20 protein-coding genes are annotated in these 16,269 nt (G+C 57.6%); 15 read left to right on the top strand and 5 right to left on the bottom strand.

The window, feature by feature from the left end; all coding sequences use genetic code 11:
• Positions 1-55: 55 nt before the first annotated feature.
• A complete protein-coding gene (locus ABSG47_RS03870) occupies positions 56-310 on the top strand; it encodes a hypothetical protein (protein ID WP_424166625.1) in 255 nt (84 codons plus the stop codon).
• A complete protein-coding gene (locus ABSG47_RS03875; protein ID WP_424166628.1) occupies positions 307-741 on the top strand; it encodes a type II toxin-antitoxin system VapC family toxin in 435 nt (144 codons plus the stop codon). Before ABSG47_RS03870 ends, ABSG47_RS03875 begins: the two co-directional genes overlap by 4 nt.
• Before the next feature lie 6 nt (positions 742-747).
• Here ABSG47_RS03875 and ABSG47_RS03880 read toward each other — a convergent pair whose 3' ends face one another.
• Entirely contained in the window at positions 748-1,371 is a 624-nt protein-coding gene (locus tag ABSG47_RS03880; RefSeq protein WP_424166630.1) for a hypothetical protein, read from the bottom strand.
• 280 nt (positions 1,372-1,651) lie between these two features.
• Here ABSG47_RS03880 and ABSG47_RS03885 point away from each other — a divergent pair, with 280 nt between their 5' ends.
• The 5 genes from ABSG47_RS03885 to tadA are packed head-to-tail and all read left to right on the top strand — an operon-like array spanning position 1,652 to position 4,956.
• Positions 1,652-2,593 carry a carbon-nitrogen hydrolase gene (locus ABSG47_RS03885; RefSeq protein ID WP_424166633.1) on the top strand — a complete coding sequence of 314 codons (942 nt, stop codon included), beginning with the start codon at positions 1,652-1,654 and terminating at the stop codon, positions 2,591-2,593.
• A 2-nt stretch (positions 2,594-2,595) separates the two neighbouring features.
• On the top strand, positions 2,596-3,678 hold the full coding sequence (locus tag ABSG47_RS03890; RefSeq protein WP_424166636.1) for an agmatine deiminase family protein: 1,083 nt from the start codon (positions 2,596-2,598) through the stop codon (positions 3,676-3,678).
• Positions 3,679-3,699: 21 nt separating this feature from the next.
• Entirely contained in the window at positions 3,700-3,972 is a 273-nt protein-coding gene (locus tag ABSG47_RS03895) for a hypothetical protein (protein WP_424166638.1), read from the top strand.
• 13 nt (positions 3,973-3,985) lie between these two features.
• Positions 3,986-4,510, top strand: a complete 525-nt coding sequence (locus ABSG47_RS03900) for a PIN domain-containing protein (RefSeq protein ID WP_424166641.1) — start codon at positions 3,986-3,988, stop codon at positions 4,508-4,510.
• Positions 4,507-4,956 carry a tRNA adenosine(34) deaminase TadA gene (gene tadA / locus ABSG47_RS03905; RefSeq protein WP_424166644.1) on the top strand — a complete coding sequence of 150 codons (450 nt, stop codon included), beginning with the start codon at positions 4,507-4,509 and terminating at the stop codon, positions 4,954-4,956. The genes ABSG47_RS03900 and tadA overlap by 4 nt, the downstream gene beginning before the upstream one ends.
• A gap of 62 nt (positions 4,957-5,018) precedes the next feature.
• On the opposite strand, the gene ABSG47_RS03910 is transcribed toward tadA, so the two are convergent.
• Entirely contained in the window at positions 5,019-5,843 is an 825-nt protein-coding gene (locus ABSG47_RS03910) for a hypothetical protein (RefSeq protein ID WP_424166647.1), read from the bottom strand.
• Positions 5,844-5,914: 71 nt separating this feature from the next.
• On the bottom strand, positions 5,915-6,403 hold the full coding sequence (locus ABSG47_RS03915) for a cupin domain-containing protein (protein ID WP_424166651.1): 489 nt from the start codon (positions 6,401-6,403) through the stop codon (positions 5,915-5,917).
• 44 nt (positions 6,404-6,447) lie between these two features.
• Between ABSG47_RS03915 and ABSG47_RS03920 the strand changes: the two genes are divergently transcribed.
• The 8 genes from ABSG47_RS03920 to ABSG47_RS03955 all read left to right on the top strand — a co-directional run bounded on the left by ABSG47_RS03920 (position 6,448) and on the right by ABSG47_RS03955 (position 15,247).
• Complete coding sequence (locus ABSG47_RS03920) at positions 6,448-6,705, top strand: glutaredoxin family protein (RefSeq protein WP_424166654.1); 258 nt, start codon at positions 6,448-6,450, stop codon at positions 6,703-6,705.
• A 721-nt stretch (positions 6,706-7,426) separates the two neighbouring features.
• The gene (gene purB / locus ABSG47_RS03925) at positions 7,427-8,737 is read left to right on the top strand and encodes an adenylosuccinate lyase (RefSeq protein WP_424166657.1); all 1,311 of its coding nucleotides are present in this window, start codon (positions 7,427-7,429) and stop codon (positions 8,735-8,737) included.
• A gap of 61 nt (positions 8,738-8,798) precedes the next feature.
• Positions 8,799-9,068, top strand: a complete 270-nt coding sequence (locus tag ABSG47_RS03930) for a hypothetical protein (protein ID WP_424166660.1) — start codon at positions 8,799-8,801, stop codon at positions 9,066-9,068.
• A gap of 24 nt (positions 9,069-9,092) precedes the next feature.
• Complete coding sequence (locus ABSG47_RS03935) at positions 9,093-9,683, top strand: UbiX family flavin prenyltransferase (RefSeq protein WP_424166662.1); 591 nt, start codon at positions 9,093-9,095, stop codon at positions 9,681-9,683.
• Between the two features lie 414 nt (positions 9,684-10,097).
• A complete protein-coding gene (locus ABSG47_RS03940) occupies positions 10,098-11,456 on the top strand; it encodes an O-acetylhomoserine aminocarboxypropyltransferase/cysteine synthase family protein (protein ID WP_424166664.1) in 1,359 nt (452 codons plus the stop codon).
• A gap of 8 nt (positions 11,457-11,464) precedes the next feature.
• Positions 11,465-12,619 (top strand): homoserine O-acetyltransferase MetX, encoded by a 1,155-nt coding sequence (metX, locus tag ABSG47_RS03945; protein WP_424166666.1) that lies wholly within the window; start codon positions 11,465-11,467, stop codon positions 12,617-12,619.
• 304 nt (positions 12,620-12,923) lie between these two features.
• Positions 12,924-14,282: a hypothetical protein gene (locus ABSG47_RS03950; RefSeq protein WP_424166668.1), complete on the top strand. Its 1,359-nt coding sequence runs from the start codon at positions 12,924-12,926 to the stop codon at positions 14,280-14,282.
• A gap of 104 nt (positions 14,283-14,386) precedes the next feature.
• A complete protein-coding gene (locus ABSG47_RS03955; RefSeq protein WP_424166670.1) occupies positions 14,387-15,247 on the top strand; it encodes a hypothetical protein in 861 nt (286 codons plus the stop codon).
• A gap of 3 nt (positions 15,248-15,250) precedes the next feature.
• On the opposite strand, the gene ABSG47_RS03960 is transcribed toward ABSG47_RS03955, so the two are convergent.
• Both ABSG47_RS03960 and ABSG47_RS03965 read right to left on the bottom strand, forming a co-directional pair.
• Positions 15,251-16,048 carry a TIGR00282 family metallophosphoesterase gene (locus tag ABSG47_RS03960; protein WP_424166672.1) on the bottom strand — a complete coding sequence of 266 codons (798 nt, stop codon included), beginning with the start codon at positions 16,046-16,048 and terminating at the stop codon, positions 15,251-15,253.
• Positions 16,045-16,269 (bottom strand): amino acid--tRNA ligase-related protein (locus ABSG47_RS03965; protein ID WP_424166675.1); only part of this gene is annotated, 225 nt, incomplete at its 5' end. The genes ABSG47_RS03960 and ABSG47_RS03965, both read right to left, overlap by 4 nt.

The following is a 16,269-nucleotide window of genomic DNA, read 5'->3' on the forward strand; positions in this document are numbered from 1 at the left end:
ATATTGTGCCGAAAACAGGTAGACATCATGATGCTTTTTATGGAAACATCATGATGTGCGGACAACACTCACCATCGACGATGACGTTGCCAGGCTGCTGGAGCAGGATCTCAAGCGCTCGGGTGAATCCCTGAAAGGCGCGGTAAACGATGCCTTACGAAGGGGTTTGCAGGATCGTCGCAAGCCTTTACGTAAAAAGAAATTTGTCGTTAAGCCGCTGCCATTGAACCTGGCCAGGTTTGGTTTCGGAACTGAATATCATAAGGTGGAACAACTGCTTGATGTTCTCGATGGTCCTTTGCGTCGATGATTGTTCTCGATACAAATCTGCTCCTCTACGCATACGATAGCAATGCTAAGGAACATGCGAAGGCGCAAGCATGGTTGCAGGGGGTACTGTCCGGCAGCGACCCGGTTGGTATTCCGTGGCCCTCGCTTATTGGATTCCTGCGAATACTGACTCATCCGGCTGTGACGGGTGGGCGATTCTCCATGGAGCAGGCCAGTGCAATTGTGGATGAGTGGTTGGAGTTGCCGCATGTGCGTCTGCTAAGCCCGTCGGAAGGGCACTGGGCAACCTTGCGCCGTGTACTTCTCGAAAGCGATTCGCGCGGAAATATCACTTCAGACGCGGTATTGGCCGCGGTGACGATTGAGCACGGCGGCGTTATTTACACCAATGATCGTGACTTCGCCCGTTTTCCTGGACTGCGCTGGGTCAACCCGCTCGCAACTGGCTGATCGAAGCTACTTCTGTACCTGCAAGCCGCCATCGTCAAACTTCGGAATTCCAAACTTCCCGCGCAGATGAAGAATGTCCACAGGACTCAGGTTTCCTGCCACAGTAACCAGTGTCACGCTGCGCGTCGTTTCCGCCAGAATCACCGCACCGCGAACATTCATGCCATCCAGAACCATCCACACGTCGGTGTGGTCGTTATGCACCGGCCCGCCTGTGTTGGTCGTTGTAATCACATGCTTCCAGCCGCGCAGATGATAAGCCTCGCGAATCGCATTGACGGCCGCCTCATCCGGCACGCCATTCGGGCCAAAGCGCAGTGTGTGTACGCTCACGCCATCCACCTTGCTGATAGCCTGGCTTACTCCGGCATCGGTGTCAGTATACATCTGGGCTGCTGCGTGAATCAGATTGCGGTCCAGCGTAAAGCTGTTTTTCACGGCAGCCTGCGCCATCAGGGTAGTCAGCGCCGGGGGCGTCCACTCAAGCGGCACCGGATTGCTGTCCGCCCCCGCGGCTGGCGGAGCGGCCTGTACGGGCGGTGGTGCCGGCTGCTGCTGCTGGCCGAACGCGCTTGCGGTGGCTAATGCTACGCAGCAGGTAAACAGACCTGTCCTTGCACTTCGATACATGCTGAAAAGACACAAAAAACAGCAAAAAGTTGCGGCCAGGGGAGAATTTTTCGGAAGTTTCGGTGGCGTTCGAGTTGGCCGCGAGGATGAGCATACTGCGCCAGCCGTATGAACACTGGATAAAATTTGCGCGCGCCTGTTTTTGGCCTTTGGAATGCGATAAGCTCATCCGGGAACGTCTTGCGCAAAGCGCCATTTTCAGCGTCTAATGCCGCTCTGAATTCCGCATCGCGGGATTGGCCTGTCGCATCAAAAAAAGCTGCTAATAGGAACGAAATCAATGACCAGCGCGCGTAAATATAAAGTGGGCCTTGTGCAGATGAGCATGGGCCCGGACCCGGCAAAAAATCTTGCCGCCGCGGAAGATCGCATCCGCGCGGCAACCGGGCGTGGAGCGCAGATCATCTGCCTGCCGGAGCTCTTTCAGGCGCAGTACTTCTGCCAGCGTGAAGACCTTCGCCTCTTCGACCTCGCCGAGCCCATCCCCGGTCCCGCAACGCAGCGCCTCGGTAAGCTCGCGGCTGAGCTTCGCGTCACCATCATCGCTTCGCTCTTTGAGCGCCGCGCACCTGGGCTCTATCACAACACAGCCGTCACGCTGAACCCCGCCGGCGAAATCAGCAGCGTCTATCGCAAGATGCACATCCCCGACGACCCGCTCTATTACGAGAAGTACTACTTCACTCCCGGTGATCTCGGCTTTCAGGCCGTAGACACGCAGGTAGGCCGCATAGGCACGCTCGTCTGCTGGGACCAGTGGTATCCGGAGGGCGCGCGCCTCACCGCTCTGCAAGGCGCTGAAGTGCTCTTCTATCCCACCGCAATCGGCTGGCACCCTGCGGAGAAGGAAGAATTCGGCGAAGCCCAGTATGACGCCTGGCAAACGATTCAGCGCTCGCATGCCATCGCCAACGGCGTCTATGTCGCAGGAGTAAACCGCGTCGGTCACGAGACCGGCGACGTTCTCGGCAACCGCGTTGAAGGCGCAGGCCTCGAGTTCTGGGGCGGCAGCTTCCTCGCCGACCCATTCGGACGCATCATCGCCAAGGCATCGCACACCGAAGAAGAAATCGTAGTAGCGGAGATCAATCCAAATCTAATGGAAGAGACGCGCCGCAACTGGCCCTTCCTGCGCGATCGCCGCATCGACGCCTACGCGCCGATTACAAAGCGCTTCCTCGACCCCGTGCGCGCCTGGGCGCCCGACGGAGACCCCAAGTAGCAATGTCCACCGAACCCAGCAAAAAGCCTCGCGCGTCAGGCTACCGCATGCCCGCCGAGTGGGAGCGCCACGAAGCCACATGGCTCGCCTGGCCGCACAATCCGGAAGACTGGCCCGGTAAATTCCAGTCAATTCCGTGGCTCTACGCGGAGATCGTCCGCATCCTCGCCCGCAATGAGCGAGTGCATCTGCTCGTGCAGGACGCTACTGCCGAATCGCGAGTGAAAAGCATCCTCGACCGCGCCGGCGCAAATCTCGATCAGGTAAATTTCCATCGCTGGCCCACAAACCGCGTCTGGACCCGCGACTCCGGCCCAATCTTCATCCGAGACGCGAAAGGGCAAGTAGCCCTCACCAACTGGCACTTCAACGCCTGGGCCAAGTACGACGATTGGCAACTCGACGACAAGCTTCCCGCCCGCGCCGCAAAGCTCCTCGACCTTCCAGTATGGGAGCCGCGCATCGGAACGCATCGCCTCGTGCTGGAAGGCGGATCAATCGACCCCAACGGGCAGGGAACTTTGCTCACGACCGAAGAGTGCCTTCTCAGCGAAATCCAGCAGCGCAACCCCGGCATAAGCCGCGAGCAGCTTGAGCGCGCCTTCCACGACTACCTCGGCATCGATCAAGTCCTCTGGCTTGACCGCGGCATCGCCGGCGACGATACCCACGGCCACGTAGACGACATCACGCGCTTCGTAGCGCCCGACACCATCGTCACCGCCGTCGAACCTGACACCACCGACTACAACTACGAGCCTCTCGCGGAAAACCTCCAACGCCTCAAGTCCGCGCGCACACTTCAAGGCAAGCAATTCACAATCGCGGAACTCCCACTGCCGCGCCCAGTCGTCTTTCGCGGCCAGCGCCTCCCGGCCAGCTACGCGAATTTCTACATCGCCAACGGCACAGTGCTCATGCCCACCTTCCACGACCGCAACGACCGCATCGCGCTCAACATCTTGTCGGAGCTCTTCCCAGACCGCGAAGTCATCGGCATCCACGCCGTCGATCTAGTATGGGGCCTCGGCACCCTGCACTGCATGACCCAACAGCAACCGGCCGCAGATTCGGCAACGATATAATTCCATCACGGAGAGTTTAGGATGCTTGAACCGAGAGCAGCGGTCGATAAAGCCCGGGGATATTTGCTGGAAATTGTCCCAGATTTCGCCAAGCTTGATCCAAAGGTCGAGGAGATGACACGTAGGCCGGATGCTCCGGAATGGACGATTACGTTTTTTGTGAATGTAGGAAAAGATCAGAAGGCTGAGTCATTGGCTGATCTCATTAGCCGGCAACGAATTGAAAAAGTGGTTCGGGTTGCCGCTGAAAATGGCGAACTGATTTCTATTACAAATCCATCAAATCCATATTGAGCGATGGTCTCCATTGGCGATACTCGAAGAACAGGTTTTCAAGAAATATCGTGGAAAGAGCGTACTTCTTGATTCCAATCTGTTATTGGTTTTAGTCTCGGGCCAGATGGGACAAAGGGTATTCCAGAGTTTTAAGCGAGTTCAAGACTACACGATCGCCGATCATCAATTATTGGTGCGCTTTTTGAGCACGTTTAAAAGCCTAATAACTACTCCTCACATTCTCACTGAAGTAAGCAATCTTGCGAACAGCCTGCCTCAAAACTACAAGCCTGAGTGGTATAAAAACTTCGCTTTCTTGATTGCCTCGCAGGAGAAAAACGCGAGCACCTTCGAAAAATGGATTCCTGCTGCAGAGCTTATACAGGGGCCCGAATTTATTGCGTTTGGAATTACAGATGCGGCGCTGAGCAGACTTGCAGCAGAGGCGCTTATTGTTACAGAGGATTTCAGATTGGCGGGTTTTTTGCAAAGCCAAGGCATGGATGTCCTTAACTTTCATCATCTGCGCAAGCTTGCTGCAGCGAACTCTCGATGACCGACCACCAAGCCATCCACGCCGCACTCACTGAGGCCCATCTCGCCGCAGAAGCCGGCGAAGTCCCCATCGGCGCAGTCATCGTGCATCAGGGCAACATCATCGCCGCAGGCCAGAACCGCGTCTTACGCGACAACGATCCCACAGCCCACGCGGAAATCATCGCCATGCGCGCCGCCGCGGGCGCGCTTAACAACTATCGCCTGCCCGGCTGCACGCTCTTCGCAACATTGGAGCCATGCGCCATGTGCGCCGGAGCCATGATTCATGCGCGCCTCGACCGTCTGGTCTACGCTGCTCCCGACCCAAAGGCAGGAGCCGCAGGCTCAGTCCTTGAAGTGCTCAACCACCCCAGGCTGAACCATCAAATGCAGGTGGAGCAGGGAATCGGCGCGGAAGAAGCAGCCGAACTCCTCCGCCGTTTCTTCCGCGAGCGCCGCGGTTAAACGACGAGGTTAAACGCCGAAGCTGGCTGTTTCAGGCAAACTCTCTGATACATCTGCCTCAATTACGGCTGCGTTGTAATGTGTACAGCCTGCTGCAGGCGGAAAGTCAACAGCGTTTCCGTCGTCAGCACAATCTGTTTGTTGCCCGTGAACGCTGAACCGGCTGTACCCGCTCCGCCGCCTACAAGGCCGCCGATCAGCGCGCCCTTGCCGCCGCCGGCAATCCCGCCAATGATCGCGCCAAGGCCCGCTCCACCGCCGCCCATCGCGGCGGTGCGTTTGCCTTTTCCCTGCTCTACGCGGGAAATGGAGCTGGTTTCCACCGGATAGCTTCCCCACGGGGTATGAATCCGATGGAGTCTTACCGCCAGGCGCGCTTCGCCTTTGATCTTGCCCAGAGGCTGAGCGTCGGTTACCGTACCGTCCGCTCGCGAACCTGTCGGAATCAGCGTTTGCCCGTCCACAACGACCGGTCTGGAAACCGTCACCCTGAAGCTCTGCCCGGTCTGGCTGATAGCCGATCCCAGATCCTGATCCAGCCGTACGCGGATTTGCGTTCCCTTCGGAAGAATTACCACGGTCGGCTGCGGAGGAGGTGGCGGCGCAGCAGGTGCCGCAGCCTGATCCGCGGGAGCGGCAGCAGGCGTAGGAGAAGGAGACGACGGTTGCGCCCCGGCAGCCGGAGAAGCAGCCGGAGCCGCAGCAGGCTGAGAAGCCGCACTCGGCTGGCTGGCCGCGGACTGATCGGGCGTGCTCGGCCCCGGAGTTGCCGCAGGCTGTTGCGGAGTATTTGTCTGTGAGTTTTCGCTCTTTTTGCACCCGCCCAGCGCCAGCGTTGCCGCCAGCGCCAGCACAGTGAGTGAAACCAATCTGCGATTGCGGTCCATTCTGTCAGCTCCTCTGGAGTCCAATGATTCAACAGCGCAAACAGCTTACCGCAAATAGCTCAAAAATTGCTTTAATTATGTGTCAGCGCTCGAATGCGCTCAGCCTCGGCAGGCCATTTGCCCGCCAGATCGGCGTAGTTACCGCTCGAATAGTCGGCAAATTCAAATCCCGGCGTCACTGTACAGCCGAGCAGCGCCAGCTTGCCGCCAGGCAGCAGCCGCGTACCCTGCCACACGCCCGCCGGCACCGTGAGCTGCAAGTGTTGTCCTTTGGATAGATCTTGTCCAAGAGTGAAAAGCGCGGAGCGCCGCCCATCGGGATGGAGTTGCAGCATCTCCACCGGATCGCCGAGATAAAAATGAAAAATTTCGTCTGAAGTAAGCCTATGCATCTCAGAGAAAGTCCCCGGCTCCAGCAGGTAGTAGATGGCCGTCCCCGCCGCTCGCACTCCGCGCTCCGTCTCCATCGTCAGTGCTGAAGTATAGGTCCGCCGGAAAAAACCGCCCTCCACCGGATGCGGCGCCAATTTCAAAATGGTTTTGATCTCGTCGGGTGACATTCGTCATCGGCTCCTTGCACACGTCTCAGATTACAATCGTATGTATGAGAGTTGAAGTCTACTCGGCCGAATGGTGCCGGGATTGCCGCGCCGCCAAGCAATTCCTCGAAACGCATGGCGTGGCCTATATCGAAATTGATGTCGAGCAGGATCCTGCCGCCTTTGACGAGGTTCTTCGCAACGTGGGCAAGCGCGCCATTCCGCAAATGGTCATTAACGGCGAGTGGTGGCAGCCGTACGCGCCTGGCCGCGGCCTTCTTTATGACGAGATGTACACCCGCCTCGGCATCCCCCGCGCCTGAAAAAAAGGAATTACATATCGAATTCCCCTCGTCGTTTTTCTCTCCGCCAACTTGCTAACTCGCTATCGCGCGAAGCGCGGCTAACCCGCTAAGAAACAAGACCCAATACTCAAGGCATCTCCGGATGCGCAGTTTTGCGCCCAAAGACATCCAGGGAGTTATGCATATAAATCTCTGAAAAAAGTGCCGTGCACCTAAAGATTTTTTGCATAAGATTATGCCTCTCTATGGCATAATCCTTTTATTAAGTTGAGAAATGGCCCAATTTCCACAAGAATTGGGCCATTCGCTTTTTATTCGAAGAATGCGCCGCGGCACAGTGCTTGAGACACCATTTCAATAATCGGAATGGTTAACTCATTGATTTCATTGACAAGGGGCGAAGCGAAGGCGAACAAAATCATGCACGCCGAAATCCTTAAATAAATAGCTTTAAGATCAATCACTTACAGGCGCATGCGTAGATTTTTTTATTTATTTCGGTAACCGCTTCTGTTATTTAAATGGTAAACACTATAAGACTGAACGCTAGTCGGTCCGTTTTGAATTGGGTTTGTATCAGGGCACGACTTTAGTCGTGCCGAAAACGCTTTACATAGGTATGGGGCTTTAGCCCCCGCGTTCAAACTGCTTCCATCTTCATTGCTAAATTTGCACTCACAAAGCACAACGTACAATCAGATGTTGGAAATCCACCGGCAACACACCTAGGAGCCCGCTCTTGATCGACCGCTACACACGCCCGCAGATGGGAGCCATCTGGACCGAGGAAAACAAATACCGTTGCTGGCTCAAGGTGGAGTCCGCGGCCTCTGCCGTCCTCGCAGAAGACGGCGTAATCCCCACCGCCGCCGCCGAGGCCATTGCAGCCAAATCCAGCTTCACCGTAGACCGCATCCGCGAGATCGAAGCCGAAGTCCGCCACGACATCATCGCCTTCACCACCGCGGTCTCGGAAAGCCTCAAAACCCAGGGCTTCGATGCTGAATCCCGCTGGCTCCACTACGGCCTCACCTCGAACGACATCGTAGACACCGCGCAAGCCCTCCAGGTCAAAGAAGCCTCCGCACAAATCCGTAAAGGAATCGAAGCCTTTCTCGAAGTCCTCAAGCGCCGCGCCATCGAGTTCAAGCACACGCCTACAATCGGCCGCACCCACGGCATCCACGCCGAGCCCACAACCTTCGGCCTCAAGTTCCTCAACTGGTTCGCGGAGATGGAGCGCAACCTCGCCCGCTTTGATGCCGCCGCGGAAGACATGCGCGTCGGCAAGCTCTCCGGCGCAGTCGGCACCTTCGGCCACTTAAAGCCGGAACACGAAGAGCGCATCTGCGCCCGCCTCGGCCTCAAGCCCGCGCCAGTAGCCACGCAGGTCATCCAGCGCGACCGCCACGCCGCCTACATCTCCACGCTCGCCATCCTCGGCAGCACGCTCGACAAGATCGCCGTAGAAATCCGCCACCTGCAGCGCACTGAAGTTCGCGAAGCCCAGGAGTATTTCAGCGAAAAGCAAAAAGGCTCCTCCTCCATGCCGCACAAAAAGAACCCCATCATCTCGGAGCAAATCAGCGGCCTCGCCCGCGTCCTCCGCGGCAACGCCCAGGCAGCCTTTGAAAACGTAGCCCTCTGGCACGAGCGCGACATCTCGCACTCCTCAGTCGAGCGCGTAATCTTCCCCGACTCCACCATCCTCACGGATTACCTGCTAGCCAAAACCACAGACCTGCTGGACCGCCTTCTCGTCTACCCCGAGCGCATGAAGAAGAACCTCGAATCCACCGGCGGCCTCATCTTCAGCGGCCAGTTGCTGCTAGATCTAGCCGAAGCCGGCATGATGCGCGAAGACGCCTATCGCCTGGTCCAAACCCACGCCATGCAGTCCTGGAAAGAAGATTTAATCTTCCGCGACGAAGTATCCAAAGACCCCAAGATCACCGCACTTTTATCGCCAGAGAAGCTAGAAAAGACCTTCGACTACACCCGCCAGCTAGGCAACGTAGACGCCATCTTCAAGCGGGTATTAGGTGAATAAAAGCAGCTTCAAGCCTCTAGCTTCTAGTTCATCAGCATAGGCTCATCTGTGGAGACAGCAAATGACGGAATCTCAAATTCAGTGCCTTAAAGATCATGTCGACAAGACAGTTGAGATTGAGACCGTTGATTCCGAAAGGCTAGTTGCAAAGGTGCTTGCCGTATTTCATGATTCGGATTATGACGAACATGAATTGTTTTACGAGCTTGTTTCTACAAACATGATTGAAGCATATAAGCATCTCGGTGAAGCAGGTGGCTATGCGCTGGACTTTGACAAGATAGTTTCCGTTCAACCTCATACAAATTCAGGCATTTTGGCTGGAAGCTAGGAGCTAGGGGCAAGAAGCTGCTTTATGGAACTCACTCTCGCCATTACCGGAGCCTCAGGTGCACTCTTCGCCCGCGCCATGCTGCGCGCCCTCGAAGCCGACGACCGCGTCTCCCGCATCCATTTCATCGCCAGCGAAAACTCCCTCCGAGTCCTCGCCGAAGAGCTATCCATCTCCGGCCGCAACAGCCTCGCCGAAAAACTCCTCGGCACCGAACCAAAGAAGACCATCCAACACACCGATGAGAACATCGGCGCATCCATCGCCAGCGGCAGCCATCCATCCGCCGGAATGATCGTCCTCCCATGCTCCATGGGCACGCTCGCATCCATCGCCAACGGCCTCGCCAACACACTCATCGCCCGCGCCGCAGACGTCACCCTCAAAGAGCGCCGTCCGCTCATCCTCTGCGTCCGCGAAACCCCCTTCAACCGCATCCATCTCCGCAACATGACCCTCGCCGCTGAAGCAGGAGCGGTGATCTTCCCGGTAATCCCCACCTTCTACAACCATCCAACAAACACCGAAGAGATGGCCCAACAATTCGTCAACCGAGTCTTAGCCCACATCGGTCTGCCCCAACCCAACGCCTACATCTGGAAGCCAGACGAATAGCCATCTTTCAATGAAGATTGCTTTGTAACAGGGCCCGACTTCAGTCGGGCCGTAAATGTCCGAATAAAAAGCACGGGCTTTAGCCCCTGCAGCGATTTTTCAAGCGGATACACCGCCCGGCGAATACCACAATTGACAGAACCCACCATCCCATAGATACTTCAAACCATGCGCTTTGCTTTTGAGCTAGCAGCGGCCATCTCCACCATGTGCATGTGTATGTGCATGACGATGAGACCCGTCCGCCTGGCTCCAGAGAAGCGAATGCGATAAGCGCAAACGATCTTGAAAGAGCAAACCGGCCCGGGTCCTCAAGGATTCGGGCCTTCCCATTTGGCTCAATCCTCCAAGGCATCTCCCGGTTCCAGTCACGACCTAAACCGACCGCAACGAAACCGCACCAAGGAGTCATAAATGTCTGAAGAACAGCGCCACTTCGCCACCCTCGCAGTCCACGCCGGCCAATCGCCTGACCCCGCAACCGGCTCCCGCGCCGTGCCCATCTACCAGACCACCTCATATCTCTTCCAGGACGCCGACCACGCCGGACGCCTCTTCGCTCTCAAGGAATTCGGCAACATCTACACGCGCATCATGAACCCCACCACGGATGTCTTTGAAAAGCGCGTAGCCGCGCTTGAAGGCGGAGCAGCCGCACTGGCCGCGGCCTCCGGCCAGGCCGCCGAAACCTTGGTGTTGACCACGTTGGCCAAAGCCGGCGACGAGATCATTTCGACGACTTCGCTCTACGGCGGCACCTACAATCTCTTTCACTACACGCTGCCGCGCCTCGGCATCACGGTGCGCTTCGCAGACGCGGATGACTTCGACGGCATCCGCGCACTCATCAACGACAAAACCCGCGCCATCTACACCGAGAGCCTCGGCAACCCCAAGCTCGACGTAGTGGACATCGAGCGCCTCGCCACCATCGCCCACGAACACAATCTCCCATTAGTCATCGACAACACCACACCATCTGCTGCGCTCGTGCGGCCCATCGAGTGGGGCGCTGACATCGTCGTGAACTCAGCCACCAAGTTCCTCGGCGGCCACGGCACCACCATCGGCGGCGTCATCGTGGACGCAGGCAAATTCAACTGGGCCAACGGCCGCTTCAAGGAGTTCACCGAGCCCGATCCCTCCTATCACGGCCTCAGCTACCACGAAGCCTTCGGACCCTTAGCCTTCATCCTCAAGGCTCGCGTCCAGGGCCTGCGCGACACCGGCGCAGCACTCTCGCCCTTCAACTCGTTCCTGCTCCTGCAAGGCATTGAAACGCTGCACCTCCGCCTGGAACGCCACTCGCAAAACGCTCTGGCCGTCGCAAAGCATCTCGAAGCGCACCCCGGCGTCGAATGGGTCAACTATCCCGGCCTCGAATCAAGCCAGTTCCATGCCCGCGCAAAGAAATACCTGCCCAGCGGCCAGGGCGCTCTTGTCACCTTCGGAATCAAGGCTGGAAAAGAGGGGGACGGATATGAAGCAGGGAAGAAGCTGATCGATCATCTGGAGCTTTTCTCGCACGTTGCCAACATCGGCGACGCCAAATCGCTCGTCATTCATCCCGCCAGCACCACCCACCAGCAGCTCAGCGTGGAAGAGCAGGCAGGAACCGGCGTGACGCCCGAGCTCGTGCGCCTCTCAGTCGGCATTGAAGATATCCGCGACATCCTCGCCGATCTCGACCAGGCCATTGCAGCCGCCAACGGCCACGCCTTTACCAGTAGAGCAACCACGGGTGCGGCAGCCGAGGTTCATACGGCACAATAATGAAGGTGATGGCAGAGACGGATAAGGGTGTGGAAGCAGGCGCGGCAAAAGAAGCGGAGAACACACCGCCCAAGCCGCGCACGCCCAACCCGACCCCTACATACGAAGGCGATTACGTACTGAACGAGCATCTGCTCTTGGAGTGCGGTCGAACGCTTGCCGGAGTCACACTGCACTATGCGGTATACGGCAAGCTGAACGCGGCGCGCGACAATGCGGTGCTCGTCTGCCACGCCCTCTCCGGCTCCGCGCTGGTAGGGGAGTGGTGGCCGGAGGTCTTTGGCCCCGGCGCGCTGCTCTCCCTTGAGCACGATTTCGTCATCTGCATCAACCTGCTCGGGTCGTGTTATGGCTCCACGGGGCCGTCGTCGGTCAATCCTGAAACCGGCGAGCCCTATGGAGCAGACTTTCCTCTCATTTCCATCCATGACAACGTTCGCGCCCAATCCAAACTCCTTGATTCCCTCGGCATCCGCAAGCTGCGCCTCGTCATGGGCGGTTCGCTGGGCGGGATGCAGGCCCTGGAGTGGACCATCCAATTTCCCATCCGGGTAGAAAAAGCCCTGATCGTAGGCGTAGCTCCGCTCGGCGCAATGGGATTAGCTCTCAATCACCTCCAACGCGAGGCCATTCGTCACGATCCTGACTGGCAAAACGGCGGCTACCTGCCTCAAAAACCCCCGCGCCGCGGTCTCTCGTTGGCCCGGCAGATTGCCATGCTCAGCTATAAATCCGGCCCGCTGTTAGACGAGCGTTTTGCCCGTAACCCTAATCGAAATGGCGAAAACCCGTGGGGTCTGGATGACTTTGGCGGCGGCCTCATCGGCGGTCGTTTCGACATCGCCGGCTACCTGGACGAGCAGGGCCGTCGCTTCGTCGAACGCTTTGAAGCCAACTCCTACCTCGCAATCCTCCGCACCATGGACACCTGGGATCCGCTCCGTGGCTCTAACTCTTTGCAGGAGACCTTTGGAAGGATCAAAGCCCACCTCACCTTCGTCGGCATCAACTCCGACTGGCTCTTTCCGCCCGGCGATGTCCGCCGCTTTGCCGAGACCATCCGCTCGGTGGGTGTCTCCATCGACTACCGCGAGATGACCAGCGATCATGGCCACGACGCGTTCCTCGCCGAGCAGGTGGATCTTGTCCGTCTGCTGCAATAAAACCGCGAAGTTATCTCCGGTTCAACACGTATACATTGAACTGACGTCCAACTCTATGGGAACACTCTGCGATCCGATGGTGTCTAACCTCGAATAGGCACTGTCTCGCGGCGCCTAATGAAGAATTGTTCTTTTCGGAGACAACTGTGCTTGTCAGAGCGAGCGGGGCTTTTTATAATCCAACCAACACCGCATCAGAAACCGTGGCAGTTCCGCGGTTCTCAGCCGCGGACGACAGAACGCTCGTCTTCGGATCGGCGCGTGCAGAAATGATTCCTACAAGGCTACTTCCCAGGAGCACTGAATGAAGAAGTTTATCTTTGCGTCGGCACTGGCGCTCGCCGTGTCCGCGTTCGTCGCATCCCCCGTACTGCGCGCACAGGACCTTAGCATCAAGGATCCGGCTGAGTATAGCGCCTACCAGAACGCCGCGTCTCAGTCCGATCCCAAGGCGAAGGCTGCAGCTTACGAGCAATTCCTTACCCAGTACCCGCAGACCATCGCGAAGCCATCTGTTTTGAACGAGCTGTTGGGAATCTACTGGACGGCGCAGGACGCGGACCACACCCTCAGCGCTGCCAGCCGTATTCTTCAGGTGGATCCCAATAATCCGCAGGCGATCCTCTACTCCGTGATTATCAAGAAGCAGCAGTGCGCCAAGACCAGCGACGCACAGACCTGCGATGACGCTGCCGCTCTCTCGCAAAAGGGGCTCACGATCACCAAGCCTGCCAGCATGAGCGATGCGGACTGGCAAAAGGTTCAACACGTCGGCGGTCCATACTTCCACTCGACAATCGCATTGGACGATGTGGTCTCGAAGAAGGACTACAAGGGCGCGCAGACTGAGTACGGCTCCGAGCTAAAGCTCTACTCGGATGATGAGAGCAAGTCAGCCGGTCTGAATGACACTCTGCTCATGGCGCAGGCTTACAGCCAGCCCGGTAAGGACCAGGACCTCAAGGAAGCAATCTGGTTCTATGCTCGCGTTTGGGCCTTTGCGCCTACCTCGCCTCAGAATTACAAGGCGCAGATCGAGCCTAAACTGGAGTACTTCTACAAGAAGTTCCACGGCAGTCTCGATGGCCTGGATGCCATTAAGCAGCAGGCAGCCGCATCGCTCTTTCCTCCGGGCACCATCAACATCACTCCTGCCAAGAGCCCCGCGGAGCAGATTCATGATCTGATCACCCAGACGCCTGATCTGAACACCCTGGCTCTCGCCGACAAGGAAACCATTCTTGCCCTCGGCTCCAAGACTGTCACAAATCCGGATGGAACGGTTGTGACTGGAGACGCCGACAAGATGTGGGCCGTCCTCAAGGATAAGAACACCGGCATGCCGGGCGTTGTCATCGCCATCACAGCCGAGCAGGTTAAGCTTGCCGTGACGCAGGACGCCAAGGACTCCAAGCTTGCCGACTTCATCATCAACCTGAAGACACCTCTGACGGATCCGCAGTTGAAGCTCTACCCGGTCGGCTTTGAATTCAAGGCCGCTCCCGAAGCGGAGATCGCCGGCACCTTCGACAGCTACACCCAGGTTGCAGCCACTGACACCACCTCAGCCGGCGCGCAGATCATCATGCGCGAAGGCGAAATCATTCCGGCGGAGAAGAAGAAGGCCCCGGTTCGCAAGCCTGCAGCCGCTCACCACAACTAATCATCTTTCGGCAGGCTGTTTTGCCTGTTGAGATACTCTCTCCTGGGAAAGCAAAGGGCAGCCGCTGCGGCTGCCCTTTGTCATTCTGGTACCCTAGACTTAGCATGGATTGCTTCCGCATTGTTCCCCTCGGACTTCTACTCGCGGCCACCGGTCTCGTGGCTCCGATGCAATCTCAGTCTGTTCCATCCCAGCAGCCCCAGCCAGATGCCTCCGTCTGGCGTCCAATTCCGCCGGCAGCCCCGCTCCACACCCCATTTCCAATCAAGGCCAGGCTTCCATACACGGTGGAGATTCTTCCCGCGACCGCCGTTTCCCCGCAGGACCGGCAGCTTGAGTCCAATGAGGAAAATTCCATTCGTGAGCGCGCCGGCATGCGCCTGATGGACTTTACCCCCAACGGTTGGAGCTACAGCCAGATTGCCTGCCCGGCTTTTCCCGGCCATCTCTTTCTGCGTTTTATGCGCACGGAGGGCAAGGGTGACGTAAGCGCCTTTACAGCCTCCATTCCGCGCTTTGGGCAGGGCAAGGACCGCATTATTCCCATTCAGCGCCGCGGTTACTCGCTCTTTTCTCCCGCGCCGGTCAATGCCATGACGATTGCGTCTTTCAATCACATTCTGGCCGAAGAGAGAACATCCGGAGAGCCTGATTGGGCAGCAATCGCGGTCTGCTATGCAGCTCTGGCGGGTACTGGAAGCGAAGGCACGCTGACACCTATGGGCGCCCCGATTCTAAATCTTCAAGCGGATGGCGGCGCAACGATCGTGATTGCTACGACAGATTCTAACGTCAAGGACTGGACAATGACCTTTGACCGCAATGGCGTGCTCAAAAAGGCCACTCATACCGGTGTGGCGGATTACACCTTTCACCCAGTGCCGAAAGCGGGCCAGGCGCAATGGCAGCCGGTCGCCGGATCTTACGCCTCGAATGCTGCCAAGGCCGTTCCGCCGCCCCAGTAGTTATTATTCTCCCAGCATGATGCGCTGAATAGCCGAAGCGCGGCCAGTCTCCGCATCGCATGTAATCAGCGCGGCGCACAGCTTCGGATTGCCTTTGGCGGCTTCGAACTTGCCCGGCATCCCAGTCAGGAAGCGGTTCAGCACCATCTCCTTCTCCACGCCGATCACGCTGTCGTATGGCCCACTCATGCCTACGTCGGTCTGGTAGGCAGTGCCGTAATGCAGAATCCGTTCATCGGCTGTGGGGATATGCGTATGCGTGCCCACAACCGCTGTCACCCGTCCATCCAGATGCCATCCCATCGCTACTTTCTCGCTCGTGGCCTCGCCGTGAAAGTCCAGAAAGATTACCTTGGCAGTAATTTTCTTGAGCAGATCGTTCACTGCTGAGAACGGATCATTCGTTCCGCCCATGAAGACTTTGCCCATCAGGTTGATCACGGCGTAAGGCAATCCGCTTTCCGTCACACCTTCATATACGCCGTATCCTGGCAATCCGGTCTGCATGTTTGCAGGCCGAAGTACGCGCCGCCCACGCTCATGGCCATCCGCGGCAACCCCATTGAGGTAATCAATCAACTCGCGCTTGTCCCATACATGGTTGCCGGTAGTCAGTACGTCCGCGCCCAGGTCAAAGAGGTCTTCGGCAATCGCTGGCGTAACACCAAAACCGCCGGCGGCGTTTTCGGCATTCATGATGGTCAGGTCCACGCTGTGTGTTTCGCGCAGGTGTCCAATGTGCTCAGCGACGATCTTGCGCCCCGCGCTGCCGAAGATGTCGCCGACAAAGAGAATCTTCACTGAGCCTGCTCCACGTTCTTCGCGCTCCGCATGAGTGGGAAGAGAATCACGTCGCGGATGGATTTCGAGCCGGTCAACAGCATCGTCAGCCGGTCGATGCCGATGCCCTCGCCGCCCGTCGGCGGCAGCCCATAACTCAACGCGCGAACATAATCCTCATCCATCTGGTGCGCTTCGTCATCGCCACCTTCACGCGCCTTGAGCTGATCCGCAAAGCGCTT

This window comes from Occallatibacter sp., from assembly GCF_049510455.1.
Classification (GTDB): Bacteria; Acidobacteriota; Terriglobia; order Terriglobales; family Acidobacteriaceae; genus Telmatobacter.